Source organism: Janthinobacterium fluminis (assembly GCF_028595325.1).
Classification (GTDB): Bacteria; Pseudomonadota; Gammaproteobacteria; order Burkholderiales; family Burkholderiaceae_D; genus Janthinobacterium; species Janthinobacterium fluminis.
The window spans coordinates 1-23,090 of sequence record NZ_JAQQXR010000011.1 but is presented as its reverse complement, the minus strand read 5'-3'; the positions used below and the strand labels follow the sequence as shown (position 1 = coordinate 23,090).

Here is a 23,090-nt window from a genome sequence, read left to right as displayed (position 1 = left end):
GACCGCCCCGGCCCACAAGGCGGGTGGCCCCCTTACGCCCCTTTTCATCCAAAAGGGGGGCAATCCCAACAAGAGGAAACCATGTTCAAACCACTCAGCATCAGTTTAGCCATCACCGCCGCCTTCCCCTCGTTCGCCGTGGCGGACACGCTGGAGCGCGTCGTCGTCACCGGCTCGAATATCCGCGTCACGGAGAAGGAGGGCGCCAGCGCCGTCCAGGTCATCACGGCGAAGCAGTTGAAGGCCAGCGGCTCGGCCAGCATCGCCGACGTGCTGCGGGCCATTTCCGCCAACAGCGGCAACAGCTATAACGAGCAGTACACGGGCAGCTTCTCGGCCGGCACCTCGGGCCTGTCGCTGCGCGGCATCGGCCAGAAAAACACCCTGATCCTCGTCAACGGCAAGCGCGTCAGCAGCTATGCGACGGCGCAGGATTTGCAGGAAACCTTTGTCGACCTGAACAGCCTGCCGATGGCGGCCGTGCAGCGCGTCGAAATCCTCAAGGACGGCGCCTCGTCCGTCTATGGCTCGGACGCCGTGGCCGGCGTCGTCAACATCATCCTGTATAAGGAGTTTGCCGGCACCGAGCTGAGCGCGCAGTTGGGCGGCGCCACCGGCGGCACGGGCCAGCGGGAAAAGAGCGCCACGCTGCAAACGGGTTTCGGCCGCCTGCAGGACGACGGCTACAGCGTCGTCCTCTCGGTCGACGCGCAGCAGCGCGACAAGCTGCAGCAAAGCGATGTCAGCTGGATGCGCTCGGCCGACTTCCGCGGCCAGAACGGCGGCGCGCTGTCCTGGCCGGTGACGAACTTCACGGGCGGCGATCCGACCCGCCTGCTCGGCGGCGCCCAGGGGCCGCTGCACCTGACGCCCTACAACACCATCGACCCGGACAAGAGCGGCACCGTGCTGGCCTACAATCCGGCGCCGTACACGACGCTGATTCCCGGCATACAGCGGGTCCACTCTTCGCTGCGCGGCACCTTGCGCCTGAACGCCGACACCGAGGCGTATGCGGAATTGCTGCACAGCTATTCGCGCGCCGACCAGACCTTCGCCGCGCCGCTGTCGGTCAGCAGCAGCCTGCGCGCCTGGAACAATGCCAGGCAGGCGCTCGACACCATCCCGGTCGTGCTGCCGGTGGGCCATCCGAACAACAGCACCGGCGCGCCGCTGCCGTTCACGGCCACGCTGTTCGACCTGGGCGAGCGCCAGAAGTCCGACAAGGTGACTTTCTACCGCTTGCTGGCCGGCGCCCGCGGCAACCTGGCGGGCTGGGATTGGGACGCGTCCTTCGGCCGCTCCGGCAGCCGGCTGGAGGAAACGGTGAACAATTTCGTCAACCGCTACGAGTTTGAAAAGGTGCTGGCGGACGGCAGCTACAACTTCGCCGACCAGTCGAAGAACAGCGAGCAGGTGCGCCAGCGCCTGCGCCTGTCGACGCTGCGCCCGGCCGCCTCGACGCTGAGCACCATCGACCTGTCCGTGTCGAAGGACTTGCTGGACTTGCCGGCCGGCCCGCTCGGCTTCGCCGCCGGCGCCCAGTGGCGCCGCGAGAAGATGGATTCGCAGACCTCGACGGCCGTGCTGTCGGGCACCGAACTGCGCCCGGCGCTGAACATCATCAACGGCAGCCGCGACGTCTCGGCCCTGTTCGCCGAGTTCAATGTGCCGGTGGCGCAGAAGCTGAGCCTGAACCTGGCCGGCCGCGCCGACCATTACAGCGACTTCGGCAACGCCTTCTCGCCGAAGGCCGCGCTGCGCTACCAGGCGGCCGACTGGCTGCTGTTGCGCGGCACCGTGTCGCGCGGCTTCCGCGCCCCGTCGCTGCCGGAAGTGACCAACAGCACGGCCGTCAGCTACACCACCGTCGTCGACAAGCTCGACCCGATTTCGCCGAAGCAGGCGCGCGGCGTCACCTTGATCACCGGCGCCAACGCGGCGCTGCGGCCGGAGCGCTCGGAGAACCTGAACCTGGGCTTCGTCATCGCGCCGAGCAGCGACAGCAGCGTCGGCATCGACTACTACCGCATCCGCCAGCACGGCGTCATCGGCACGGAAAGCGGCACGACGATCCTGGCCAACGAGGCGCGCTCGCCGGGCAAGGTGACGCGCGACGCGCAGGGCCGCATCAGCACGCTGTATGTGCAGTATGGCAACCAGGGCGAGCGCAGCGTGTCCGGCTTCGACCTCGACCTGCGCCACCGCTTTGTCGGCAAGGAGTGGGGCAGCCTGACGCTGAACGGCCAACTCAGCCGCGTGCTGCGCTTCGCCGCGCCGCTGTCGCTGGGCGAGGCGGCTACCGAGGGCGCCGGCACCAACCACTTCGGCGCGATCCCGAAATGGCGCGGCGTCAGCGGCGCCACCTGGGAACTGGGCGCCTGGTCCAACACGCTGACCTGGAACTATGTCGGCGGCTACACCCAGGGCAAGCGTCCGGAGGAGAAGGTGGCGGGCTTCAGCACCATCGACGTCAACCTCGCGTGGAAGGCGACGCCGGCGGCGACCGTCAGCTTCATCGTCCAGAACCTCGGCGACAAGCGGCCGTCGTGGGATTCGTCGACCGACTTCTTCGACTACACCCAGGCCGACCCGCGCGGCCGCTTCGCCTCGGTCAAGCTGAACTACAAGTTCTGAGGGGCCGCGTCCCGGCCGTCCGGCGCCTGGCGGTAGGCGCTGGGCGTGACGCCGACGCGGCTGCGGAAGGCCGTGGCGAAGTTGCCGGCGTTGTTGTAGCCGACCAGCAGGGCGATGTCCTGCACGTCGATGTCGGTTTGGCGCAACAGTTCCATGCCGCGGGCGATGCGCGCCTCGCGGATGAAGGCGAACACCGTCATGCCGGTCTGGGCGCGGAACATCAGCGACAGCTTTTCCCGGTAGGTGCCGACGCTGCGGGCAATCTCGGCCAGCTCGGGCAGCGTCGCCAGATTGTCGAGGATCAGGCGCTTGACGGCGTTGACGAAGACGGCCTCCGGCGCCAGCGCCGGCGCGGCGGCGGACGCCGGCGGCGCGTCGCCGCGGCGCACCAGGTTCAGGTGGACGCGGATGCGCGCGGCCAGTTCGGCCGGCGTGAACGGCTTCGACACGTAGTCGACGGCGCCCACCGACAGGCCCATGACGCGCTCCTCGTCGGCGTCGGCGCCGCTGAGGAAAATCACTGGAATGGGCTCGGTTTTCGGGTTCGCCTTGAGCAGGCGGCAGGCGGCGTAGCCGTCCATGTCCGGCATGCGCACGTCGAGCAGGATCAGGTCGGGGCAGGTGCCCAGCGCCAGTTGGTAGCCCTGGAAACCGCTGAAGGCGACGCTGGTGCGGTAGGGGCCGTCGCTGAGCAGGTCGGCCAGCATGCGCTGCTCGAACGGCGAGTCGTCGACGATGAGGATGCTTTTTTCGCTCGGATCGTGTGCTGGATGCATGAGTTTGCTCAGGACAAAGACGATGTGTTGCTTATTATGCCTTTATTCCGGTTTATTTTATGCTTTTCCCTTTATTGCGAATAGCTTTCTCTGCAGGCAAAAGCGGGCTTTTTTCAGATCCATAATAATGGGGGTACGCATTGATTTAAGACAATATCAATCGCTGGAAATGTCCGTGCCTTGCCTATCGCCGTGCCGCCATCAGGAGCCGCCATGTTCCGCGCCAGACGCCCCAGCCGCCTCGCATTCGCCGCGCTGTCCCTGCTGGCGCCCAGCCTGACGGGGGCGGCCATCTACCTGAACGGCAGCGCCAACACGACCTTCGACGTGACGCTGAAAATCGTCGCCAACTGCGTCATTTCCGCCACGCCGCTGGACTTCGGCCAGACCCAGGGCGTGCTGGCCAGTGCCGTCAACGTCAACAGCACCCTCAGCGTCACCTGCACCAACACGACGCCGTACAACGTCGGCCTGAACCCCGGCACGGGCGCCGGCTCGGTCGGCACCACGCGGTATATGAGCGGCACCGGCGGCAACACGGCCACCGTGCAGTTCAACCTGTTCCAGACGGCCGGCGCCACCGTCTGGGGCGACACCCAGGGCACCGACACGCACGGCGGCACCGGCTCCGGCCAGGCCCAGACCATCACCGTGTACGGCCAGGTGCCGGCGCAGGCGACGCCGGTGCCCGACACCTACAAGTCGACGATCACCGCCACCGTCTACTTTTAAGCGCGGCGATGCCACCGCGTCGTCGCCTCGGGTTGTGTGCCGCCGTGCTGGCCGGCTGGCTGTGGGCGGCCGGCGCCGGCGCCGCGAATTTGCAGATTTCCCCCGTCGTCATCAACTTCCGCGCCGACCAGGGCGCCGCCGGCATCCATCTGCACAACCTGGGCGAGGCGCCGATCTACGGCCAGGTGCGGGTGTTCGCCTGGGACCAGCAGGGCGGCGCGGAGGTGTTGACGGCCACCCGCGAGCTGCTGGCCAGTCCGCCCATCGTGCAGATCGCCGCCAACGGCCGCCAGACGATACGCCTGGTGCGCGGCGGCGAGGCGGCGCCGGCCGGCGAGCGCACCTTCCGCGTGCTGATCGACGAGCTGGCGCGCGACGACGGCCCGGCCGGCAGCGGCGTCGACATCCGCCTGCGCTATTCGGTGCCGGTGTTTGTCGCGCCGCCGGCCGACGCCGGCAAGGAGGCGCTGAGCTGGCATTTTTTCAAGAAGGACGGCGACTGGATGCTCAGGGTGAGGAACAGCGGCACGCTGCACGCGCAGATCGGCGCGCTGAGCGTGGCCAACCGCGCCGGCAAGGACTTCCCGATCAGCGAGGGCCTGTTCGGCTACGTGCTGGCGGCGCGCATGCGCGAGTGGCGCCTGCCGGTGGCCGGCGACGCGGACTTGAGCGGGCCGCTGACGATCAGGGCGAACATCAATGCCAAGGCGCTCGTTGCCAGCAATGCGGCGGAATGAGGCGCCCCGGCCCCTGGCTGTTGTTCTGGCTGGGCCTGGCCGGGGCCGGCCCGGCGCCGGCGCGCGCGCAAACGGCGCCGCCCGCGCAGGCCGCCGCCGCCGACAATGAACTGTATCTGGAGGTGAGCTTGAACGCGCAGGCGAGTGGCTTGATTTTGCGCTTTACCCAGTCCGGCAAGGGCTTGCGCAGCAGCGTGGAGAATTTCCGCCGGCTGGGGCTGGACCCGGCCCGCTTCGGCCTGGCCGGCCAGGCCGAGGTGGAACTCGACGCCGTGCCCGGGCTCAGCTATGTCTACGACGCCGGCCGGCAGAGCGTCGCGCTGCGCCTGGCCGACGCGCTGCGCACGCCGCTGGCGCTGAGCGCGCGCACGCTGCGGCCGGCGCCGCCGGCGACGGCGACGCCGGGCGCCGTGCTCAATTACGACGCCTACGCGCAATTCGGCGGACAGACGCGGCTGGCGCTGTTCCACGAGCTGCGCTATTTCGATGCGCGCGGCGTCTTCAGTTCCAGCGCCAGCGCCCGCGAGGGGGGCTATCTGCGCTACGACACCTTCTGGCGCCACGCCGACGTGGGGACGCTGCGCACCTTCCAGGTGGGCGACCTGATCGCCTCGTCGCTGTCGTGGAGCCGCGCCGTGCGCCTGGGCGGCCTGCAATGGCGCAAAAATTTCGAGCTGCGCCCGGACCTGCTGACGTTTCCCCAGGCGTCGCTGGGCGGCTCGGCGCTGGTGCCGTCGGCGCTGAGCCTGTACATCAACGGCGTCCAGCACTACACGGCCAGCGTGCCGGACGGCCCCTTCGTGCTGAACCAGGTGGCCGGCGTCAACGGCGCCGGCCAGGCCACGCTGGTCACGCGCGACGCGCTGGGCCGCGCCGTCTCCTCGACCGTGCCGCTGTACGTCGACACGCGCATGCTGGCCCAGGGGCTGAGCGATTATTCCTTCGAGCTGGGCGCGCTGCGGCGCGACTACGGCACGCGCTCCTTCGGCTACGCGGCGGCGGCGGCCGGCGCCTCGGTGCGCCACGGCCTCAGCGACGCGCTGACCGTCGAGGGCCACGTCGAGCTGGCCCGCGGCCTGTACAACGGCGGCGCCGGCGCCCTGCTGCGGCTGGGCCAGGGCGGCGTCCTCAACGCCTCGCTGGCGGCCAGCGGCGGCCGCGGCGGCGGCGCCCAGGCCGGCGTCGGCTACCAGTACATCGGGCCGCGCTTCAGCGTCGACGCGCAAACGCTGCGCGCCAGCCGCGGTTACGCCGACCTGGCGGCGCACGACGGCAGCCCCGTGGCGTCGGCCAGCGACCGCCTGTCGCTGAACGCGGTGCTGGCCGACGGCCACAGCGTCGGGCTCAGTTATATCGGCTACCGCGCGGCGGCGGCGACGGCGCGCATCGCCGCGCTGTACTACTCGGCCAGCGTGGGCGGCGGCGCTTTCTTCAGCGTCAGCGCCTTCCAGGATGCCGGCAACCGCCGCAACCGCGGCGTCGCCGCCGCCCTCAGCTTCGCTTTCGGCGAACGCCTGGTTGGCGGCGCCGGCGCCGGCCAGCAGAACGGCCAGCGCAACAGCAGCGTCTATGTGCAGCGGGCGCCGGACTTCGGCGGCGGCGTCGGCTGGGGATTGCAGGCGGGCGCGCTGGGCGGCGTCGCATACCGCCAGGCCCAGTTGCAGTACCTGGGCGCCAACGGCCAGCTCGGCGCCACCACGCACAGCGGCGGCGGCCGGCGCATCTCCTCGGCCAACGCGGCGGGCGCCCTGGTGCTGATGGACGGCACGCTGTCGGCCGCGCGCCAGGTCGGCAGCGGCTTTGCGCTGGTGTCGACGGCCGGCGTGGCGGACGTGCCGGTGATCCACGAGAACCGCCGCATCGGCGTCACCGGCCGCAGCGGCCATCTGCTGGTGCCGAACCTGAATGCGCACAATAACAATCTGATCGCCATCGACACCGAGCAACTGGCCGTCGACGCGCGCGTGCCGACGACGCGCCTGAACATCGTGCCGCAAGCGCTGTCGGGCGTGCTGGCGCGCTTCCCCGTCGAACGCTACAGCGCCGCCACCGTCGTCATCCACGACGCCGCCGGCAAGGCGCTGGCGGCCGGCCTGCCGGTGCTGCACGTGGAAAGCGGCGCGCGCACGCTGCTCGGTTACGACGGCATCGCCTTCGTCGACGATCTGCGCGCCGAGAACCGCCTGCTGGTCGGCGAGGGCGAGTCCGCCTGCGAGGTGCGCTTCCGCTACCGCCGCGGCGAGGGCGGCGCCTTGCCGGTGCTCGGTCCGCTGCGCTGCGCGGCGCCGGAGCCGGGGCGATGAGGCGGCGCCTGCCGCTGGCGCTGCTGCTGTGCTGCGGCGCCGGCCACGCCGCCGACACCTGCAGCGCGACGCTGTCGGATGTCAGTTTCGGCCCGCTCAGCCCGATCACGGCCAGCGACGTCACCATCACGGCCAGCGGCAGCGTCAGTTGCACCTGGGGCCTGCTGTCGCCGCTGCCGCCGTATATCCTGTTGTTTCCCAAGGTGGTGGTCTGCCTCAACGCCGGCCTGGGCAGCAACTCGCTGACGGCCAATCCGCGCACGCTGGGCAATGGCGCGAACCGCATGGAATACAACCTCTACCGCGACGCCAGCTACGCGGCCGCGTCGATCTGGGGCGGGCCGGGGGTGAGCGGGGCGACGACGCCGATCTCGTTCTCGATGACGGCGCCGAATCTGGTGACGGGGGGCACGCTGGCGCAGCCCTTCACCGTGTACGGAAAAATCGCCGCCGGCACGGCGCTGGCGGCGGTGAAGACGGTGGCCAACGCCGACACCGTGTACACATCCAGCTTCAGCGGCGCGGCGACGCTGACGTATGCGTTCTACAACCTGGTGCAGCCGGCCTGCACACCGGGCGGCAGCGCCAGTTTCAGCTTTACGGCGCAGGCGACGGCGGTGAACGACTGCACGATCAGCGCCACGGCGATGAATTTCGGCACGCAGAGCATCCTCAGCGGGGCCGTGCGCAGCACCAGCACGCTGTCGGTGCGCTGCGTCAACGACAACGCCTACCAGATCGCGCTGAACGGCGGCAGCGTCGCGGCGAATGTGGCTGGCAGGCAGATGAAGCGCGCGGGCAGCAGCGACAAGGTCGCCTATCGGCTGTCGGCCGCGCTCGATGGCGCGCTGTGGGGCGATGGCACGGCCGCGACGACGCTGTATTCGGGCACGGGCAATGGCGCGGCGCAGGTGCTGACGGTGTACGGGATGGTGCCGGCGCAGGCGGCGCCGCGTCCGGGGGATTACCAGGATACGGTGACGGCTACCGTGTATTTTTGAGCGGCGCCGCCGGCCGTCAGAATGTGACGGTCCAGACCTGCGCGCGCGGGGTGGTGGTGATGGTGGTGGTGGTGGTGGTCGCGGCGGGGCCGGCCGGCCCGGCGTCGGCGCGCACCTGCGACGGGGCGCCGTACTGGCATTGCACGAGCGGCCGCCCGGCGTTCGACTTGACCGCGCACGCTTCGTTGACGGTGAAGGTGGACTGAAACGAGGCGGTGCTGGTTTTGCCGGCGGCGCAGTTCGCCACGGGACAGGCCAAGGCGGCAAACAGCAGGGCGGACGTCAGTCGTTTCATTTTTAACACAGTCTTTCAGTATGCCGCAGGCCGGCAGGTCAGGGTAAGCGGCGCGGGGGGCAAGCAAGTTGAGCTACTGCATGGTGTGGGGCTGGCGTCGCGGAATTTTGATTATTGCTGCAAGGCATATTTTACAGAGATAAAGTAATGGTGAGTATGTGCGTATATTCGGGCGCAAAAATGGCGGCGGCGGGCGGTGATTTTTGGTGAGAATGTCGCGTCCAATTCTCACCAATTTCCACTATTGCCGCGCTGCGCCGGGGCGTGAGGTTTTCATAGGGAAAACCTGCCCGTGGCGGCGGCCTGCGGCACCGGCGCGCGCCGGCCCTTCTGGACGGGAATTTGCGCCGGCGATGCGGCGGCGGGAAAGGGCGCTTGCGCGGCTCTCGATTCGATAGTTACGGATCGGGGCGACGGCGGATTGCGCCGTGCTAGATAGCACGACAAGTTCAAGCGAGGTCAGCTATGATGTCTTTTTTATATATTTTTTCGACTTTTCTCGTGTTTCAAAATCGCTTTCGCTCAATGCAAAAGCGCGTATTTTTTAGATGGCTAATAATCGACTCATACCTACGCGGTACGCGCCTAGAGAAAAATCATCGCCGGTGCGTTTTCATCCGATCCTTGGAGGACTTATGAAACATACGGATTTTGGCAGTATGCCTTGCCCGATCGCGCGCAGTCTCGGCAAAGTCGGCGAGTGGTGGAGCATCCTGATTTTGCGTGAGGCATTCTATGGCAAGACCCGTTTCGATGAATTTGAAAAGAGCCTGAAGATCGCGCCGACGATCCTGACGCGGCGCCTGGCCGACCTGGTCGATGGCGGCTTGATGGCGCGCCGGCTGTACTGCTCGAAACCGCCGCGCTACGACTACGTGCTGACCAAGTCGGGGCGCTCGTTCAAGCCGGTGCTGCTGGCCTTTGTCGCCTGGGGCAACGAGCATTTTGCGCCGGAAGGGGCCAGCCTGGTGATCGCCAGCCGCGACACCGGCCTGGCGGCCGACCCGGTGCTGGTCGACGCCATGACGGGGCTGCCGATCAACGACGAGTACTATGGCTTCGCGCCGGGGCCGGCCGCCAGCGACAGCATGCGCCGCATCATCTCCGAGGCGGAAAAGGGCCACGCCGCGTAAGCATGCCGGGCAAGGTTGGCGGCGCGGCGGCGCCGGGAATAACTGAGGAAACATTCTGAACTGCGTCACGCGCAGGTCATATGTTTTTGCTACTGTTGTCGATTCTTTCTTTTCGGAATCAGCCAGATGAGCACTCAGAATTCTCGCCGCCAATTCATCCGCACCTTTGCACTGAGCACCGCCGCCGTCTCGCTGGTCGCCTGCGGCGGCAGCGGCGACGGCACACCGTTTTCCGCCGCGTTTCTGCACGGCGTCGCCAGCGGCGACCCGCAAGCCGACCGCCTCATCATCTGGACCCGCGCGACGCCGTCCGAAGCGCGCGATTTTGACGTCAAATGGGAAGTGGCCAGCGACGCGCAGTTCGCCAGCATCGTCAAGAGCGGCAGCTTCAGCACCGGCGCGGCGCGCGACTTCACGGTCAAGGTCGACGTCACGGGCCTGAGCGCCAACACCGGGTATTTTTACCGTTTCGCGGTCAACAACAACACCTCGCCGGTCGGCCGCGGCAAGACGCTGCCGGTCGCCAATGTGGAGCAGGTCAAGCTGGCCGTGTTCACCTGCTCGAACTATCCGGCGGGCTACTTCAACGTCTACGCCGAGGCGGCCAAGCTGAACGACATCGACGCCGCCATCCACCTGGGCGACTACATCTACGAATACCCGCGCGAGGGCTACGCCTCGAAGGACGCGGCGGCGCTGAAGCGCGAAGTCGAACCGAAAAACGAGATCGTCACGCTGACCGATTACCGCAGCCGCTACGCGCAGTACCGCAGCGACGTCGACCTGCAGGCGCTGCACGCCAAGCTGCCCTTCATCGCCGTCTGGGACGACCATGAATTCGCCAACGACACCTGGAGCGGCGGCGCCGAAAACCACGACCCGGCCAGCGAAGGCCCGTTCAGCGCGCGCCGCGCCGCCGCGCTGCAGGCCTACCACGAATGGATGCCGATCCGCCTGCCGGACGCGGCCCGCCACGACCGCATCTACCGCTCCTTCGACTTCGGCAAGCTGGTGTCGCTGCACATGCTCGACACCCGCGTGATCGGGCGCGACAAGCAGCTGAGCTACAGCAGCTATATCGGCGCGGCCGGCTTCGACGCGGCAAAATTCGGCGCCGACATGGCCAATCCGGCGCGCCAGCTGATGGGCGCGGAACAAAGCGCATGGCTGCAGCAGCAACTGGGCGCCTCGACGGCGACCTGGCAAATCCTCGGCCAGCAAGTGCTGATGGCGCGCATGAACATCCCGGCGCCGCTGGCCCTGCAACAGATCGGCTTCGGCGCCTACCTGGCGCTGGTGGCCAAGGCGCAGCAGGCGCCGGCCACGCTGACGCCGGCCGAGCAGCAGATGCTGGCGCAACCGTCCGTGCCCTACAACCTGGACGCGTGGGACGGCTACGCGGTGGCGCGCGAAAGCGTGCTCGGCATGGCCAAGGCGATGGACAAGAACCTCATCGCCCTGGCCGGCGACACCCACAACTCCTGGGCCAGCGACCTGGCCGACATGAACGGCAAGGCCGTCGGCGTCGAATTCGGCGTCACCTCGGTGACCTCGCCGGGCTTCGAGGACATCTTCCCGAACGAAGACCCGCTGAAAGTCGCGGCGGGGCTGGAACAGGTGATCGGGCCGCTCGTCTACGCCGAAACGGCGCACCGCGGCTTCATGATCGTCACGGCCACGGCCAGCCAGGCGACGGCCGAATGGCGCTACGTCAGCACCGTCAAATCGAAGACCTACACCATGCTGCCGGGCAAAACCCTGCGCACGCTGCCGGGCGCCGCGAACCGCAAGCTGCTCGCCGTCTAAACAGCTGGGGACAGACCACCATTTTCCGAGAAATATTTCTCGAAAAATGGTGGTCTGTCCCCGGCTTTGATGTAATATCGCCCATCTTTCACAAAGGATAATTCGACATGCGCCATTGATGCTGCCGTCCCGTTACGGCTCTTGACACGTCCCCGCTGACCCGGGTTCCATAGCCTGACTTTAAGGAGCATGCCGCATGCCCGCCATTCCCTCTTCTTTCGATTTACTCGCCCACAACGCCGCCGCCTGGGACCGGCAGGCGCGCGCCGACGGTCCCTGGTCGCAAGCCGTCGACAGCGCCGTCATCGCCGCCGCCCGCCAGGGCCGCTGGCATGTGCGCCTGACGCCGGGGCCGCTGCCGGCCCACTGGCTCGGCGACGTCACCGGTATGCGCATCCTGTGCCTGGCCGCCGCCGGCGGCCAGCAGGCGCCCGTGCTGGCCGCGGCCGGCGCCGATGTCACCGTGCTCGACCTGTCGGCCGAGCAGCTGGCCAAGGACGCCCTCGTCGCCGCCCGCGACGGCCTCGCGCTGACGCTGGAGCAGGGCGATATGCGCGACCTGTCGCGTTTCGCCGACCAGTCCTTCGACCTGGTGTTCCATCCGATCGCCAACCAGTACGTGCCCGCCGTCGAGCCCGTGTGGGACGAGTGCTACCGCGTGCTGCGCCACGGCGGCGCCTTGCTGTCGAGCTTCTTCAATCCGGCCGTCTTCATCACCGACCGCGATCCGGCCTATGCCGGGCAGGGCTTGATGCGGCCGCGCTACCAGGTGCCGTATTCGGATTTGACGGACCTGGACGAGGCGGCCGTCGCCGCCAAGCAGGCGCAAGGCCAGCCCATGCTGTTCGGCCACAGCCTGGCCAGCCAGATCGGCGGCCAGATCGCGGCCGGCTTCGTCCTCGCCGGTTTCGTCGAGGAGATGCAGACGCCGGCGCGCTTCGAGATCGAAAAATTCATGCCGAGCTTTATCGCCACGCGCAGCCTGAAGTTGTAGGCGGCCGCCACGCCGGCCCGGTTACAAGGCGGCCACCAGCGCCGCCATCGGGTGGCCGGCGCCCAGCCCGGCGGCGATGTTGAGCTTGTTTTGCGCCGAGTGGTTCTGGCTGGCCTTCCATTTTCCTTCGATGCGGTCCAGCGGGATTTCGATGCCGACGATGGCCTTCAGCAGCTTGGCGATGTAGTCGGGCGGCGCGTCGGCGACCCGCCACGGCGCCGGCATGGCCGCTTCGTGGCGCCTCGTCAAGTCTTCCAGCAGCGCCAGCAGCCATGCCGGGTCGTGGATCGCGCGCAGCCGGCCGTGCCCGTGCACCACCGCGTAGTTATAGGTTGGCACGACCTTGCCGCTGTGCGCTTTTTCTTCGTACCAGGCCGGGCTGATGTAGGCCTGCGCGCCCTGGAACACCGTCAGCACCTCAGCCTCCCTGCGCCACAGCGGATTGGCGCGCGCGACGTGGCCGCGCAGCACGCCGAACGGCGCCTCGCTTGTCGGCGCGCCGATCTCGAAGGGGATGTGGTCGGCGCATAAGCCGCCGGCGTCCTGGCTGACCAGGGTGCCGAGCGGGTGGGCGGCGATCAGGGCGTGCATCACGTCGAGGCGCGATTCTTCATGGTGGGCGACTTGGTACATGCTCAGCCCTCCGCGGCGGCGGCGATGACGACGTCGGCCTTCAAGGAGTTGGCGATGTAGCATTTCTCGTGCGCCAGATGGTGGATGGCGGCCAGGGCCGCCGCGTCCGGCACGGGCGCGCCGGAGAAGGCGATGGCGGGGCGCAGCGTGATGCGCGTCATCGCCATTCTGCCGTCCGCGCCGCGTCCCAGTGCGCCGACGGCGTGGTCCTGGTAGCGGTCGACGGTGAAGCCGCGCTGCGCCGCGATCGACAGGAAAAACAGCATATGGCAGCTTGACGCGGCTGCCACCAGCGCTTCCTCGGGGTCGACGGCGGCCGGGTCCGACATCGGCAGCGGCACCGACAGCGGCGAGGACGAGGCCGGCACGCGCAGGCCGCCGTCGAAGCGCCATTCGTGGGCGCGGCTGTAGCGCTGGTCGGTGAATTCCTGCCGGCCCCGTTCCCAGAGCAGTGTTGCGGTGAATTGTTGCATGTGTTCTCCTTGCTATCGTGGTGTGCGGATGACCCAGCCGTTGTCGACGGCGGCGAAGCCAATTTTGGGGTAGTAGGCCATGGCGCCCGGCGCCGCCAACAGCAGCAGCGTGGGCACGGCGCCGAGCGCCGCGCGGGTGCGCTCGACCAGCATGGCGCCGATGCCGCGCCGCTGGTAGTCGCGGTCCACCGCCAGGTCGGCCAGGTAGCAGGCGGCGCAGAAGTCCGTCAGCGAGCGCGCCACGCCGACCAGCCGCCCGCCGTCCCAGGCGGTGACCAGCAGGTCGGCCGACTCGGCCATATTGCGCATCAGCGCCGCGTCGTCGCTGCGGCGGTTGATGCCGGAGCGGGCGAAGACGCCGGCCAGTTCCGCGGCCGTGACGCGGCGTTCGGTGTCGATGAGGATATCGGGCATGGTGAATGTGGCGGAGTGGATGGTGAGTCATCTTAAATGCCGCTTTGGCTGTTTAAAAGAGCCAATAACTGCTATTTTAAAAAGACCAATTTATGGGGCGCATGATGCACATCACTCAAATCCTGGCGGCGCTGCCGCTCGACCGCGCCGATCCGGCGCCGCTGTTCCGCCAGTTGTACGCGGCCATCAAGGACGCGATCCTGCGCGGCGCCATCGGCCCCGGCATGCAGTTGCCGCCGACGCGGGAGTTTTGCCGCCTGCTGGCCATTTCGCGCCAGACCGTGCTGAACGCCTACGCCCAGCTGACGGCCGAGGGCTATCTGAGCGGCAGCGTCGGCAAGGGCACCTTCGTCAGCGCCGACCTGCCGATCGCCGCCAAGGACGCCGCCGCGCCCGGCCTGCTGCGGCCCCTGTCGGCGCGCGGCGAGGGCTTCGTCGCGGCGATGCGCCAGGTCGCCTACCACCGCGGCAAGTTGCGCGCCTTCCGCGTCGGCATGCCCGCCATCGACCATTTCCCCTTCGACGTGTGGAGCCGGCTGGAGGCGCGCCGCTGGCGCCGGCCCGACCATCTGATGGGCTACAGCGACCCGGCCGGCTACCTGCCGCTGCGCGAGCTGCTGTGCGTCTACCTGAAGGCGGCGCGCGGGGTGATTTGCGAACCGGAGCAGATCATCATCACCTCCGGTTCGCAGCAGGGGCTGTTCCTGCTGTCGACGCTGCTGCTCGGCCCCGGCGACGCCGTGTGGATGGAGTCGCCCGGCTATCGCGGCGCCAGCGGGCCGCTGCACGCCGGCGGCGCGCGGGTGTTCCCCGTGCCGATCGACGCCCAGGGCCTGGACGTGGCCTACGGCGCCGCGCACTGTCCGCAGGCGAAGCTGGTCTATGTGACGCCGTCGCACCAGCTGCCGCTGGGCGTGAGCATGAGTCTGCAGCGCCGCCTGGAATTGCTGGCCTGGGCCGCGAAGGCCAGGGCCTGGGTCGTCGAGGACGACTACGACAGCGAGTACCGCTACACGGGCGCGCCGCTGGCCTCGCTGCAAAGCCTGGACCGGGCCGCCTGCGTGGTCTACGTCGGCACGCTGTCGAAGGTGCTGTTCCCCGGCCTGCGCCTGGGATACCTGGTGGCGCCGCCGGCGCTGGCCGGGGCGCTGACGCAGGCCAAGGCGGTGGTCGACCGGCACACGGCGATCGTGCCGCAGATGGTGCTGGCCGACTTCATCGCCGAGGGGCATTTCGGCCGCCACATCCGCCGCACGCGCGAGGTCAACGCGGCGCGGCGCGCGGCGCTGATGGACGGCATCGCGCGCGACCTCGGCGAATATCTGGCGTGCGGGCCGGCCGACAGCGGGCTGGAATTGTGCGTGCATTTCCGCCGCGGCCACGACGAGGAGGCGGTGGCGCGGGCCGGCCTGGAGCGGGGCATCGAGCTGCGCCCGCTCGGGCATTATGCCGATCCCGGCGCCAGCGCCGCCTGCCGCGCCGCGCCCGGCCTGCTGCTGGGCTTCGCCGCCATCGCGCCGGCCGAGATCGCCCACGGCCTGCAGGTGCTCGGGGCGATTCTGCGCGGCCGCTGATTTATACTGTGCGTCCCCACTCCGGATAAGGCATCGTCATGAGCGTCACCCGCTGCACCTGGGCCAAACTGGCCAATCCCCGCTATATCGAGTATCACGATACGGAGTGGGGCGTGCCCTGCCATGACGAGACGCGGCTGTTCGAGATGCTCAATCTGGAGGGCGCGCAGGCGGGCCTGAGCTGGGAGACGATACTCAACAAGCGCGACACTTACCGGCTCGCCTTCGACGGCTGGGACGCGCGCAAGATCGCCGCCTACGACGCCGCCAAGGTGGCCGAGCTGCTGGCCAATCCCGGCATCGTGCGCAACCGCCTGAAGGTGGCCGCCGCGATCAGCAACGCCCAGGCCTACCTGCGGCTGCTCGACGAGGGGAGCAGCCTGGACCAGTTCCTGTGGGCCTATGTCGACGGCAAACCCATCGTCAACCACTTTCAGCCCGGCGAATTCCCCGCCAGGACCGAGCTGTCCGACCGCCTGTCGAAAGACCTGGCGAAGCGCGGCTTCAAATTCGTCGGCTCGACCATCGTCTACGCCTACATGCAGGGCATCGGCATGGTGGACGACCACGCCCCGGCCTGCCTGTGCCGCACGCGATGAGCGACTACCTCGAAGGCTGCGGCTTGCCGCTGCGCTGGGCCGGCCTGGCGCGTTTCGTCATCCTCGACAGCGGCTTCGGCCAGGGCGAACGCCTGCTGGCGACGCTGGCCGCGTGGCGCGCCGACCCGCGGCGCGCGCGCCGCCTGCACTACATCGCGCTGGCGGCCGAGGCCGTCGACGCGGCGGCGCTGCCGGCCGAGCTGCGCGAGCAATGGCCGCCGGCCGTGGCCGGCCTGCAGCGCCTCAGCCTGGACGGGGGCATGGTCACGCTGGACCTGATGCCGGGTCCGCCGGACGCCGGCCTGGCCCAGCTCGACGCCCGCGTCGACGCCGTCTACCTGGCGGCGCCGCTGCGCTCGGCCACCGCGCTGGCGCGGCTGGCGCGGCCGGGCGCCGCGCTGTGCGCGCCGGCGCTGGACGGGGCGCGGCGCGGCGCGCTGTCGGCCGCCGGTTTCGTTTTCGCGGCGCAGGGCGGGGACGCCGTGTTCGCCGGCCGCCAGCCGGAGCCGGCCGCGCCGGCGCCGGCCGAGCGCCACGCCGTCGTCATCGGCGCCGGCGTGGCCGGCGCGGCCGCCTGCGAGCGCCTGAGCGCGCGCGGCTGGCGGGTCACGCTGGTCGAGCGCCACGCGGAGCCGGCGCAAGAGGCGTCCGGCAATCTGGCCGGCATCTTCATGCCGCTGCTGTCGAAGGACGACAACCTGGCCACGCGCCTGAGCCGGGCCGCCTTCCTGTACGCGCTGCGCCACTGGCAGCGCCTGGGCGGCATCGGCACGGCCTTCATGGGCGCGCGCTGCGGCGTGCTGCAACTGGCGCGCGACCCGGCCCACGCGGCGCAGCAGCGGCAGATCGCCGCCGCCGCTTATCCGCCCGAGTATGCGCGCTGGCTGGAGCCGGACCAGGCCGGCGCTTTGCTGGGCGCGCCGGCGCCGGACGGCGGCTGGTGGTTCGAGCAGGGCGGCTGGGCGCGCCCCTCGACGCTGTGCGGCGCGCTGCTGGACGCCTGCGGCGCCGGGCTGGAGCGCATCTTTTCGAGCGGCGTGCTGGCGCTGGAGCGGCGCGACGGCGTATGGCTGGTGCATGGCGACGGCGGCGTCATCGCGCAGGCGCCGACGGTGGTGCTGGCCAACGGCTGCGGCGCGACGGCGCTGGCGCAGGCGGCCGGCCTGCCGCTGCTGGCGGTGCGCGGCCAGGTCACCCACCTGGCCGAGGGCAGCCTGGCGCAGCCGCCGCTGGTGGTGTGCGGCGACGCCTACATGACGCCGCCGTCCGGCGGCACCGTCTGCGTCGGCGCCACCTACGACAGCGACGCCGATCCCGGCCTGCGCGCCGCCAGCCAGCAAGACAATCTGCAACGGCTCGCCGCCATGCTGGGGCAGCCGGTGCTGCAGGCGCCGCTGGCCGGGCGCACCGGCTTTCGCTGCGTCGCGCCGGACCGTCTGCCGCTGGTGGGCGCGCTGCCCGACCCGCGCGCGCCGGGGCGCTGCGAGCGTCTGCGCGACGTGCCGCGCTGGCCCGGCCTGTACGGCCTGCTGGCTTACGCCTCGCGCGGCATGATCTGGGCGCCGCTGGCGGCCGAGCTGCTGGCCGCCCAGCTCGACGGCGAGCCGCTGCCGCTGGAGGCGAACCTGGCGGCGGCGCTCGATCCGGCCCGCTTCCTGCTCAAGGAGCTGCGGCGCCGGCCCTGAGCGCGCGCCCGGCCCGACATTGAGGTTTTTGTAACAAATTGCATCCACGCTGCGCGGCACGGGGGAGTGCCGCTACATTATTGTTTTCTCAATGGGAATTCGATATGGATAAGCGGGTGGTCGGTTTCGACCTGGCGCGGGCCCTGGCGGTGATCGGCATGGTGATCGTCAATTTCAAGATTGTCATGCACGCCAAGGCCGAGGGCGCGCCCGCCTGGCTGCGGGTGTTCGACGTGATCGACGGGCGCGCCTCGGCCATTTTCGTGATACTGGCCGGCGTCGGCCTGTCGCTGCTGTCGGCCAAGGCGCGCCTCGCCAACGATGCCGCGCAGATCCGCGCCGACCGCCTGATGCTGGTCAAGCGCGCCGCCTTCCTGTTCGTCGTCGGCTTGCTGTATGTGCAGGTGTGGCCCGCCGACATCCTGCATTTCTACGGCGCCTATCTGATCATCGGCGCGGCGGCCCTGACCTGGCGCAGCCGCACCCTGGTGGCCGCGGCGGCGCTGATGGTGCTCGGCTTCGTCGTGCTGGTCAGCCAGTACAACTACGAGCAGGGCTGGAACTGGCACACGCTGAGCTATGCGCACTTCTGGACGCCGTCGAAGTTTTTCTACAATCTGTTTTTCAACGGCTTCCACCCGATCTTCCCCTGGGCCGGCTTCCTGCTGCTGGGGATCGCCCTGGGACGGCTGGACTGGCAGGCGCCCGGCACGCGCGCGCGCATCTTCGCCGCCGGCCTGCTGGTGGCCGTCGCCGCCGAGTCGCTGGTGTGGTGGGGCGCCAGGCAGACCCACACCGGCTGGGGCATCTGGGGATTCCTGTTGTCCTCGCAGTCGATGCCGCCGCTGCCGCTGTACTTCGTGGCGGCGTCCGGCACGGCCTGCGCCGTCATCGCCGCCTGCATCGCCGTGGGCGAGCGCTGCCGCGGCGCGCGCTGGTTGGCGCCGCTGATCCACACGGGCCAGATCGCGCTGACCCTGTATGTGGCCCACGTCGTCATCGGCATGGGCATGCTGGAAGCCTTCGGCAAGCTGGAAAACCAGTCGCTCGGCTTCGCCATCGGCAGCGCGCTGCTGTTCTGCTTCGGGGCCGTGGTGTTTTCCCATCTGTGGCGCCAGCGTTTCAAGCTGGGGCCGCTGGAGTGGCTGATGCGGCGCAGCACCGGCTGATTGCCGCTCCGGGCGCCGCCACAGGCGCTATAATTGGGTTTTGGCAATGTTTTGCCTTGGCCCGGTCCTGTGGAGGCAATCAAATTGGAAGACCCAAGCAGCGCGCCGGAGCTATTCCTGTTCCTGGCGTCGACCGTGCATGACATGAAAAATTCGGTGAGCGTCGTCAGCGGCACGCTGGAGTCGCTGCTGGCCGCCAGCCCGGCGCCGGCCGAGGCGCCATATCCGCAGATGGCGCAGATGCTGTACCAGACCAAGCGCCTGAACGACAATCTGATCCAGCTACTGGCCCTGTACAAGCGGGTCGGCAAGCCCGGCTACCCCTTCGACGTCCGCCCGCAACTGCTGGGCCAACTGGTCGAGCAGGTGGTGGCGCAGGAAAAAGTGCTGCTGGCCTCGAAAGGCATCGCGCTGCACACCAGTTTCCCCGCCGAGTTGATCTGGTGTTACGACGAAGACTTGATCATCGGCGTGCTCGGGCACGCCATCAACAACGCCATCCGCTACACGAGCGATACGATCCGCCTGTCGGTGCGGCAGGTCGACGCGATGCTGGAAATCCGCGTCGAGGACAATGGCGGCGGCTTCTCGCCGGCCTTGCTGGCGGCCGGCGCGGCGGCGATGGACGGCGCCACCAGCGGCGTCAACTTTGCCACCAACAGCACCGGCCTGGGCCTGTATTTCGCCAGCGAGGTGGCGAAGATGCACAAGCACCGCGACGCCAGCGGCAGCATCGCGCTGGAAAACGGCGGCGCGCTGGGCGGCGGTTGCTTCGTCCTGCGCCTGCCTTGAGACGATAGGGCACAGCCATGGACACAGCAGCGAACCCGCCCGCCACGCCGGCGCCGGCCCAGCCCGAGGCGGACGGCGCGGCGCCGGCCGTACTCAGCGCCGCGCCGACGGCCTGGGCCGACAAGCACTACCTGCTGGTGGACGACTTCATCGGCATCCGCATCCTGCTGCGCGAATCGCTGCGCAACCTGGGCGCGCGCCACATCGACCAGGCCGCCAGCGGCGGCGAGGCGATGAAGATGCTGGCCAAGACGCGCTACGACGTCGTGCTGTGCGACTACAACCTGGGCGAGGGCAAGAACGGCCAACAGGTGCTGGAGGAGACGCGCGTGCGCAATCTGACGGCGCCCAGCAGCGTGTGGCTGATGGTGTCGGCCGAAAAGAGCGTCGAGTCGGTGATGGGCGCGGCCGAGCACCAGCCGGACGCCTACCTGATCAAGCCGATCACGGAGGGCGTGCTGTTGACGCGCCTGAACCGGGTCTGGCACAAGAAGCAGGTGTTCCGCGAGATCGACCAGGCTTGCCTCGACAAGGACTATCTGCGCGCGGCGCGGCTGTGCGACGAGCAGATCGAGCACAACAAGATCCACGAAATCGACTTGCTGCGCATGAAGGCCAGCCTGCTGCTCAAGAGCGGCGAGCCGGAGAAGGCGCGCGCCGTCTACGAGCGCGTGCTGGCCGAGCGCGACTACAACTGGGCCAAGGCGGGCCTGGGCAAGATCCGCATGAACAACGGCGAGCACGAGGCGGCGCGGCAGATGTTCCAGGGCGTGATCGCGGAAAACCGCTATTACATCGACGCCTACGACCAGTTGGCCACGGCCTACCAGCTGATGGGCCGCCACGAGGAGGCTTGCGACGTGCTGGAGAAGGCCGCCAAGCTGTCGCCGAACTCGGTGCCGCGGCAGCGCAGCCTGGGCATGATCGCGCTCAAGCTGGGCAATGTCGGCATGGCGGAAAAGGCTTTCCGCAAGTGCATCGCCATCGGCGAGTATTCGGTGATGAAGACGCCCGACGCCTACCTGGGCCTGGCGCGCGTGTGCGGCATCAAGAACGAGCCGAAGGAGGCTTTGCAGTGGCTGTTGATGGCGCAGCGCGAATTCGCCAGCGAGTTGATCGGCCTGCGCGCGAAGATCACCGAGGGCATGGTCTACCACGAGAGCGGCGACTACCGGCGCGCCCGCAAGTGCGGCGATGAGCTCGAACACATGCTCAAGGAAGACCCGCTGCGCCCCGACATGCCGGTCTGCATGGACCTGGCGACGCTGCTGTTCGCCGTCGGCGTCAAGGAGGCGCCCGTCGAGCTGCTGTGCTACGTCATCAAGAACAACCACGACAACCCGGTGCTGCAGGACGAGGTGCAAAAGATTTTCGACAAGGCGCGCATGGGCGAGGAGGGCAGCGCGCTGATCCTGTCCTCGCGCAAGGAGGCGTCGGACTTGATGAACAAGGGCGTGCTGCTGTGGAAGACGGACAAGCTGGGCGAGGCCGTCGCGTGGATGCGCGCGGCGCGGCTGAAGTTGCCGAACAATCTGCGCATCCTGTTCAACAGCGCGCAAATCCTCATCTCGCATTTGCAGCAGCACGGCTTCGACCGCACCCTGTCGGACGAGGCCATCGGCGTGCTGCTGCACGTCGACCGCATCGCGCCGGGGCAGCAGCGCTTCGCCCAGTTGATGGAGCAACTGGCCGCGCTGGCGCCGCTAGCCGTCGTCGTTCCCGGGGCGGACGCGGCGGATACGGCGGCGCCGGAAGGGGCGGCGTGAGGGCTGTTGTTTTGCTGAATATTGTTTCTGCCGTGTCGAGTGATAAACTACGGGGCGGTACGGGCTGGCCCGTGCTTTCAGTGCTTAACAACGATAAGGAAGAAAAAATGCGTGATGTCGCCAAAGAAGTGTATAAAAAAATGAAGGTCGGCAGCATGGCCTGGGTACGTCCGGTGGCCGCCAAGGGCGATACCCTGCCCTCGTTCCAGAGCGCGCACGACAGCGCCAAGCAACTGGAAGAAGAGGGTTTGATCAGCATCGGCGAAGTCAAGCGCCAGGACGACGGCTTGATCGAGGCGATCCGCATCCAGCGCCTGGCCTGAGCCAGGCGGCATAACCGCCGGGGCCCGGCCCCGGCGTCCCCGGCCTTGCCCCTCAGGCCTTGCCGGCCTTGAGCGTCTTCGGCTTGGCCGGCGCGCGCTTGGGCGGCGCCTTGCGGACCGGCGCCTTGACGCTGCTGGTGTCGGCGACCGGCGCGGCGGCCGGCTTGCCCTTGGCGGCCTTCAGCTTGTCCGCCGCGTCGGCCGCCAGCGCGTTCGCGCCCGTTGCCGCGTCCGACGTCAGCGTCGTGCTCACCGCATGTTTAAATTGCTCCTGCAATAGATTCCACCACGCGCCGGGATTCGTCATCGGCGCGGCCGCGGCCGCCTCCGGCAGCGCCGGCGCGGCTGCGGCGGGCGCGCTGGCGGCAGCTTGCGCGGCCGGCCCGGCCGCCGCCTGCTGGAAAAACGCCGACGCGTAGGGCACCGTCTCAAACAAGGACTTCTCGCTGGCGCCCGGCTGCTTGACGGCGGCGGCGAACGAGGCGCCCATCGACTTCAGCGTGACGATGGTGCCGCGCTGCACTTCCAGCGCCTGGATGCTGCCGCGCAGCATGCTCATGTTCAGGCTCAGCCAGGCTTCGACGGCCTTCAGGTCGTTGATCTTCTTGTCGAGTTCATCGACCGACAGCGTCGGCGCGGTAATGCCTGGAATGCCCATGCCCGGCACGCTCATGCTGCCCCACAGGTTTTTGACGAAATCGAGGGTGTCCGTCATGACAGCGGCGCCTGGCATCTTGGGCATTTGAGGTGTGGCCATGTTGAAGTCTCCGTTGGGGATAATGTGCCCTTAGCGTAGCAGATAAAACGGGGGGCTTCAAACATAGTTGACGGCCTTGACGCGGGGCAAACTGCTGCGGCGGCCGCCCCCGGCGGCGCGAACACGTTACACTAGCGCCATGACGATAGCCTCCCTTTTTTCGCCGCCGCGCCGCCGCGTTCTCGTGCTGGGCGCGGCCACCATCGCCCTGCATTACCTGACCATAGACTGGGTCGGCGCGCGCATTGGCCCGCTGGGCGAGGCGGCGCAGCCGCCGCGGACGATGACGGCGCAGTTGCGGCTGGCGCCGGCGCCGGCCGCCGCGCCGGCGCCGCCGGTCCCGGCCGCCAAGCCCAAGCCGGTGCGCAAGCCCAAGCCGCCCAAGCCGCCAGCGGCGCCGCCGCTCGCCGCGCCGGCGGGCGGGGAGGCGGCCGCCGCGGCCGAGCCGGTCGCGGACGCGGCGCCGGGCCAGGCGGACGGCGAGCCGGCCG

General features: G+C 68.8%; 21 protein-coding genes and 1 pseudogene. 16 read left to right on the top strand and 6 right to left on the bottom strand.

Going from position 1 to position 23,090, the window contains the following annotated elements:
• Positions 1 to 81: 81 nt before the first annotated feature.
• A complete protein-coding gene (locus OIK44_RS21610) occupies positions 82 to 2,637 on the top strand; it encodes a TonB-dependent receptor (RefSeq protein WP_273673840.1) in 2,556 nt (851 codons plus the stop codon).
• Here OIK44_RS21610 and OIK44_RS21605 read toward each other — a convergent pair.
• Positions 2,625 to 3,413 (bottom strand): response regulator transcription factor, encoded by a 789-nt coding sequence (locus OIK44_RS21605; protein WP_273673838.1) that lies wholly within the window; start codon positions 3,411 to 3,413, stop codon positions 2,625 to 2,627. The genes OIK44_RS21610 and OIK44_RS21605 overlap by 13 nt on opposite strands.
• A 213-nt stretch (positions 3,414 to 3,626) precedes the next feature.
• Between OIK44_RS21605 and OIK44_RS21600 the strand changes: the two genes are divergently transcribed.
• Genes OIK44_RS21600 through OIK44_RS21585 form a run of 4 tightly spaced genes read left to right on the top strand, consistent with a single transcriptional unit; the run spans position 3,627 to position 8,186 of the window.
• On the top strand, positions 3,627 to 4,145 hold the full coding sequence (locus tag OIK44_RS21600) for a Csu type fimbrial protein (protein WP_273673836.1): 519 nt from the start codon (positions 3,627 to 3,629) through the stop codon (positions 4,143 to 4,145).
• An 8-nt stretch (positions 4,146 to 4,153) separates the two neighbouring features.
• The gene (locus tag OIK44_RS21595) at positions 4,154 to 4,882 is read left to right on the top strand and encodes a fimbrial biogenesis chaperone (RefSeq protein ID WP_273673835.1); all 729 of its coding nucleotides are present in this window, start codon (positions 4,154 to 4,156) and stop codon (positions 4,880 to 4,882) included.
• The gene (locus OIK44_RS21590; protein WP_273673834.1) at positions 4,879 to 7,185 is read left to right on the top strand and encodes a fimbria/pilus outer membrane usher protein; all 2,307 of its coding nucleotides are present in this window, start codon (positions 4,879 to 4,881) and stop codon (positions 7,183 to 7,185) included. Before OIK44_RS21595 ends, OIK44_RS21590 begins: the two co-directional genes overlap by 4 nt.
• Positions 7,182 to 8,186, top strand: a complete 1,005-nt coding sequence (locus OIK44_RS21585) for a Csu type fimbrial protein (protein ID WP_273673832.1) — start codon at positions 7,182 to 7,184, stop codon at positions 8,184 to 8,186. The genes OIK44_RS21590 and OIK44_RS21585 overlap by 4 nt, the downstream gene beginning before the upstream one ends.
• A 16-nt stretch (positions 8,187 to 8,202) precedes the next feature.
• Here OIK44_RS21585 and OIK44_RS21580 read toward each other — a convergent pair whose 3' ends face one another.
• Positions 8,203 to 8,481, bottom strand: a complete 279-nt coding sequence (locus tag OIK44_RS21580) for a hypothetical protein (protein WP_273673831.1) — start codon at positions 8,479 to 8,481, stop codon at positions 8,203 to 8,205.
• 635 nt (positions 8,482 to 9,116) lie between these two features.
• On the opposite strand from OIK44_RS21580, the gene OIK44_RS21575 reads away from it, so the two are divergent.
• From OIK44_RS21575 to OIK44_RS21565, 3 genes are all read left to right on the top strand, one after another.
• On the top strand, positions 9,117 to 9,614 hold the full coding sequence (locus OIK44_RS21575; RefSeq protein ID WP_273673829.1) for a winged helix-turn-helix transcriptional regulator: 498 nt from the start codon (positions 9,117 to 9,119) through the stop codon (positions 9,612 to 9,614).
• A 126-nt stretch (positions 9,615 to 9,740) separates the two neighbouring features.
• Positions 9,741 to 11,420 (top strand): alkaline phosphatase D family protein, encoded by a 1,680-nt coding sequence (locus OIK44_RS21570; RefSeq protein ID WP_273673827.1) that lies wholly within the window; start codon positions 9,741 to 9,743, stop codon positions 11,418 to 11,420.
• A gap of 196 nt (positions 11,421 to 11,616) precedes the next feature.
• Positions 11,617 to 12,414, top strand: a complete 798-nt coding sequence (locus tag OIK44_RS21565; RefSeq protein ID WP_273673826.1) for a class I SAM-dependent methyltransferase — start codon at positions 11,617 to 11,619, stop codon at positions 12,412 to 12,414.
• 21 nt (positions 12,415 to 12,435) lie between these two features.
• Here the strand turns inward: OIK44_RS21565 and OIK44_RS21560 are convergent, their stop codons facing one another.
• The 3 genes from OIK44_RS21560 to OIK44_RS21550 are packed head-to-tail and all read right to left on the bottom strand — an operon-like array spanning position 12,436 to position 13,934.
• The gene (locus tag OIK44_RS21560; protein ID WP_273673825.1) at positions 12,436 to 13,047 is read right to left on the bottom strand and encodes an FMN-binding negative transcriptional regulator; all 612 of its coding nucleotides are present in this window, start codon (positions 13,045 to 13,047) and stop codon (positions 12,436 to 12,438) included.
• Between the two features lie 2 nt (positions 13,048 to 13,049).
• Positions 13,050 to 13,520 carry an OsmC family protein gene (locus OIK44_RS21555; protein WP_273673824.1) on the bottom strand — a complete coding sequence of 157 codons (471 nt, stop codon included), beginning with the start codon at positions 13,518 to 13,520 and terminating at the stop codon, positions 13,050 to 13,052.
• 12 nt (positions 13,521 to 13,532) lie between these two features.
• Positions 13,533 to 13,934: a GNAT family N-acetyltransferase gene (locus OIK44_RS21550; protein WP_273673822.1), complete on the bottom strand. Its 402-nt coding sequence runs from the start codon at positions 13,932 to 13,934 to the stop codon at positions 13,533 to 13,535.
• A gap of 104 nt (positions 13,935 to 14,038) precedes the next feature.
• Here OIK44_RS21550 and pdxR point away from each other — a divergent pair, with 104 nt between their 5' ends.
• The 7 genes from pdxR to OIK44_RS21515 all read left to right on the top strand — a co-directional run bounded on the left by pdxR (position 14,039) and on the right by OIK44_RS21515 (position 21,842).
• The gene (gene pdxR / locus OIK44_RS21545) at positions 14,039 to 15,508 is read left to right on the top strand and encodes a MocR-like pyridoxine biosynthesis transcription factor PdxR (RefSeq protein ID WP_273673821.1); all 1,470 of its coding nucleotides are present in this window, start codon (positions 14,039 to 14,041) and stop codon (positions 15,506 to 15,508) included.
• 38 nt (positions 15,509 to 15,546) lie between these two features.
• On the top strand, positions 15,547 to 16,107 hold the full coding sequence (locus OIK44_RS21540) for a DNA-3-methyladenine glycosylase I (protein WP_273673820.1): 561 nt from the start codon (positions 15,547 to 15,549) through the stop codon (positions 16,105 to 16,107).
• A complete protein-coding gene (gene mnmC1 / locus OIK44_RS21535) occupies positions 16,104 to 17,792 on the top strand; it encodes an FAD-dependent 5-carboxymethylaminomethyl-2-thiouridine(34) oxidoreductase MnmC1 (protein ID WP_273673819.1) in 1,689 nt (562 codons plus the stop codon). Before OIK44_RS21540 ends, mnmC1 begins: the two co-directional genes overlap by 4 nt.
• Positions 17,793 to 17,896: 104 nt before the next feature.
• Positions 17,897 to 18,961 carry a DUF418 domain-containing protein gene (locus tag OIK44_RS21530; RefSeq protein WP_273673817.1) on the top strand — a complete coding sequence of 355 codons (1,065 nt, stop codon included), beginning with the start codon at positions 17,897 to 17,899 and terminating at the stop codon, positions 18,959 to 18,961.
• Positions 18,962 to 19,045: 84 nt separating this feature from the next.
• Positions 19,046 to 19,753 carry a sensor histidine kinase gene (locus tag OIK44_RS21525; protein WP_273673815.1) on the top strand — a complete coding sequence of 236 codons (708 nt, stop codon included), beginning with the start codon at positions 19,046 to 19,048 and terminating at the stop codon, positions 19,751 to 19,753.
• A 17-nt stretch (positions 19,754 to 19,770) separates the two neighbouring features.
• A complete protein-coding gene (locus tag OIK44_RS21520; RefSeq protein ID WP_273673813.1) occupies positions 19,771 to 21,519 on the top strand; it encodes a tetratricopeptide repeat-containing response regulator in 1,749 nt (582 codons plus the stop codon).
• A 107-nt stretch (positions 21,520 to 21,626) separates the two neighbouring features.
• A complete protein-coding gene (locus tag OIK44_RS21515; protein ID WP_273673812.1) occupies positions 21,627 to 21,842 on the top strand; it encodes a hypothetical protein in 216 nt (71 codons plus the stop codon).
• A 52-nt stretch (positions 21,843 to 21,894) separates the two neighbouring features.
• Here the strand turns inward: OIK44_RS21515 and OIK44_RS21510 are convergent, their stop codons facing one another.
• Entirely contained in the window at positions 21,895 to 22,557 is a 663-nt protein-coding gene (locus OIK44_RS21510; RefSeq protein ID WP_273673810.1) for a PhaM family polyhydroxyalkanoate granule multifunctional regulatory protein, read from the bottom strand.
• 181 nt (positions 22,558 to 22,738) lie between these two features.
• On the opposite strand from OIK44_RS21510, the pseudogene OIK44_RS21505 reads away from it, so the two are divergent.
• Positions 22,739 to 23,090, top strand: a pseudogene (locus OIK44_RS21505) (DUF3108 domain-containing protein); the annotation flags it as partial.

Bases quoted from the DNA above. Each gene is read 5' to 3' on its own strand.
- OIK44_RS21610 (WP_273673840.1), top strand. From the start codon at position 82: ATGTTCAAACCACTCAGCATCAGTTTAGCCATCACCGCCGCCTTCCCC.
- OIK44_RS21605 (WP_273673838.1), bottom strand. From the start codon at position 3,413: ATGCATCCAGCACACGATCCGAGCGAAAAAAGCATCCTCATCGTCGAC.
- OIK44_RS21600 (WP_273673836.1), top strand. From the start codon at position 3,627: ATGTTCCGCGCCAGACGCCCCAGCCGCCTCGCATTCGCCGCGCTGTCC.
- OIK44_RS21595 (WP_273673835.1), top strand. From the start codon at position 4,154: ATGCCACCGCGTCGTCGCCTCGGGTTGTGTGCCGCCGTGCTGGCCGGC.
- OIK44_RS21590 (WP_273673834.1), top strand. From the start codon at position 4,879: ATGAGGCGCCCCGGCCCCTGGCTGTTGTTCTGGCTGGGCCTGGCCGGG.
- OIK44_RS21585 (WP_273673832.1), top strand. From the start codon at position 7,182: ATGAGGCGGCGCCTGCCGCTGGCGCTGCTGCTGTGCTGCGGCGCCGGC.
- OIK44_RS21580 (WP_273673831.1), bottom strand. From the start codon at position 8,481: ATGAAACGACTGACGTCCGCCCTGCTGTTTGCCGCCTTGGCCTGTCCC.
- OIK44_RS21575 (WP_273673829.1), top strand. From the start codon at position 9,117: ATGAAACATACGGATTTTGGCAGTATGCCTTGCCCGATCGCGCGCAGT.
- OIK44_RS21570 (WP_273673827.1), top strand. From the start codon at position 9,741: ATGAGCACTCAGAATTCTCGCCGCCAATTCATCCGCACCTTTGCACTG.
- OIK44_RS21565 (WP_273673826.1), top strand. From the start codon at position 11,617: ATGCCCGCCATTCCCTCTTCTTTCGATTTACTCGCCCACAACGCCGCC.
- OIK44_RS21560 (WP_273673825.1), bottom strand. From the start codon at position 13,047: ATGTACCAAGTCGCCCACCATGAAGAATCGCGCCTCGACGTGATGCAC.
- OIK44_RS21555 (WP_273673824.1), bottom strand. From the start codon at position 13,520: ATGCAACAATTCACCGCAACACTGCTCTGGGAACGGGGCCGGCAGGAA.
- OIK44_RS21550 (WP_273673822.1), bottom strand. From the start codon at position 13,934: ATGCCCGATATCCTCATCGACACCGAACGCCGCGTCACGGCCGCGGAA.
- pdxR (WP_273673821.1), top strand. From the start codon at position 14,039: ATGCACATCACTCAAATCCTGGCGGCGCTGCCGCTCGACCGCGCCGAT.
- OIK44_RS21540 (WP_273673820.1), top strand. From the start codon at position 15,547: ATGAGCGTCACCCGCTGCACCTGGGCCAAACTGGCCAATCCCCGCTAT.
- mnmC1 (WP_273673819.1), top strand. From the start codon at position 16,104: ATGAGCGACTACCTCGAAGGCTGCGGCTTGCCGCTGCGCTGGGCCGGC.
- OIK44_RS21530 (WP_273673817.1), top strand. From the start codon at position 17,897: ATGGATAAGCGGGTGGTCGGTTTCGACCTGGCGCGGGCCCTGGCGGTG.
- OIK44_RS21520 (WP_273673813.1), top strand. From the start codon at position 19,771: ATGGACACAGCAGCGAACCCGCCCGCCACGCCGGCGCCGGCCCAGCCC.
- OIK44_RS21515 (WP_273673812.1), top strand. From the start codon at position 21,627: ATGCGTGATGTCGCCAAAGAAGTGTATAAAAAAATGAAGGTCGGCAGC.
- OIK44_RS21510 (WP_273673810.1), bottom strand. From the start codon at position 22,557: ATGACGGACACCCTCGATTTCGTCAAAAACCTGTGGGGCAGCATGAGC.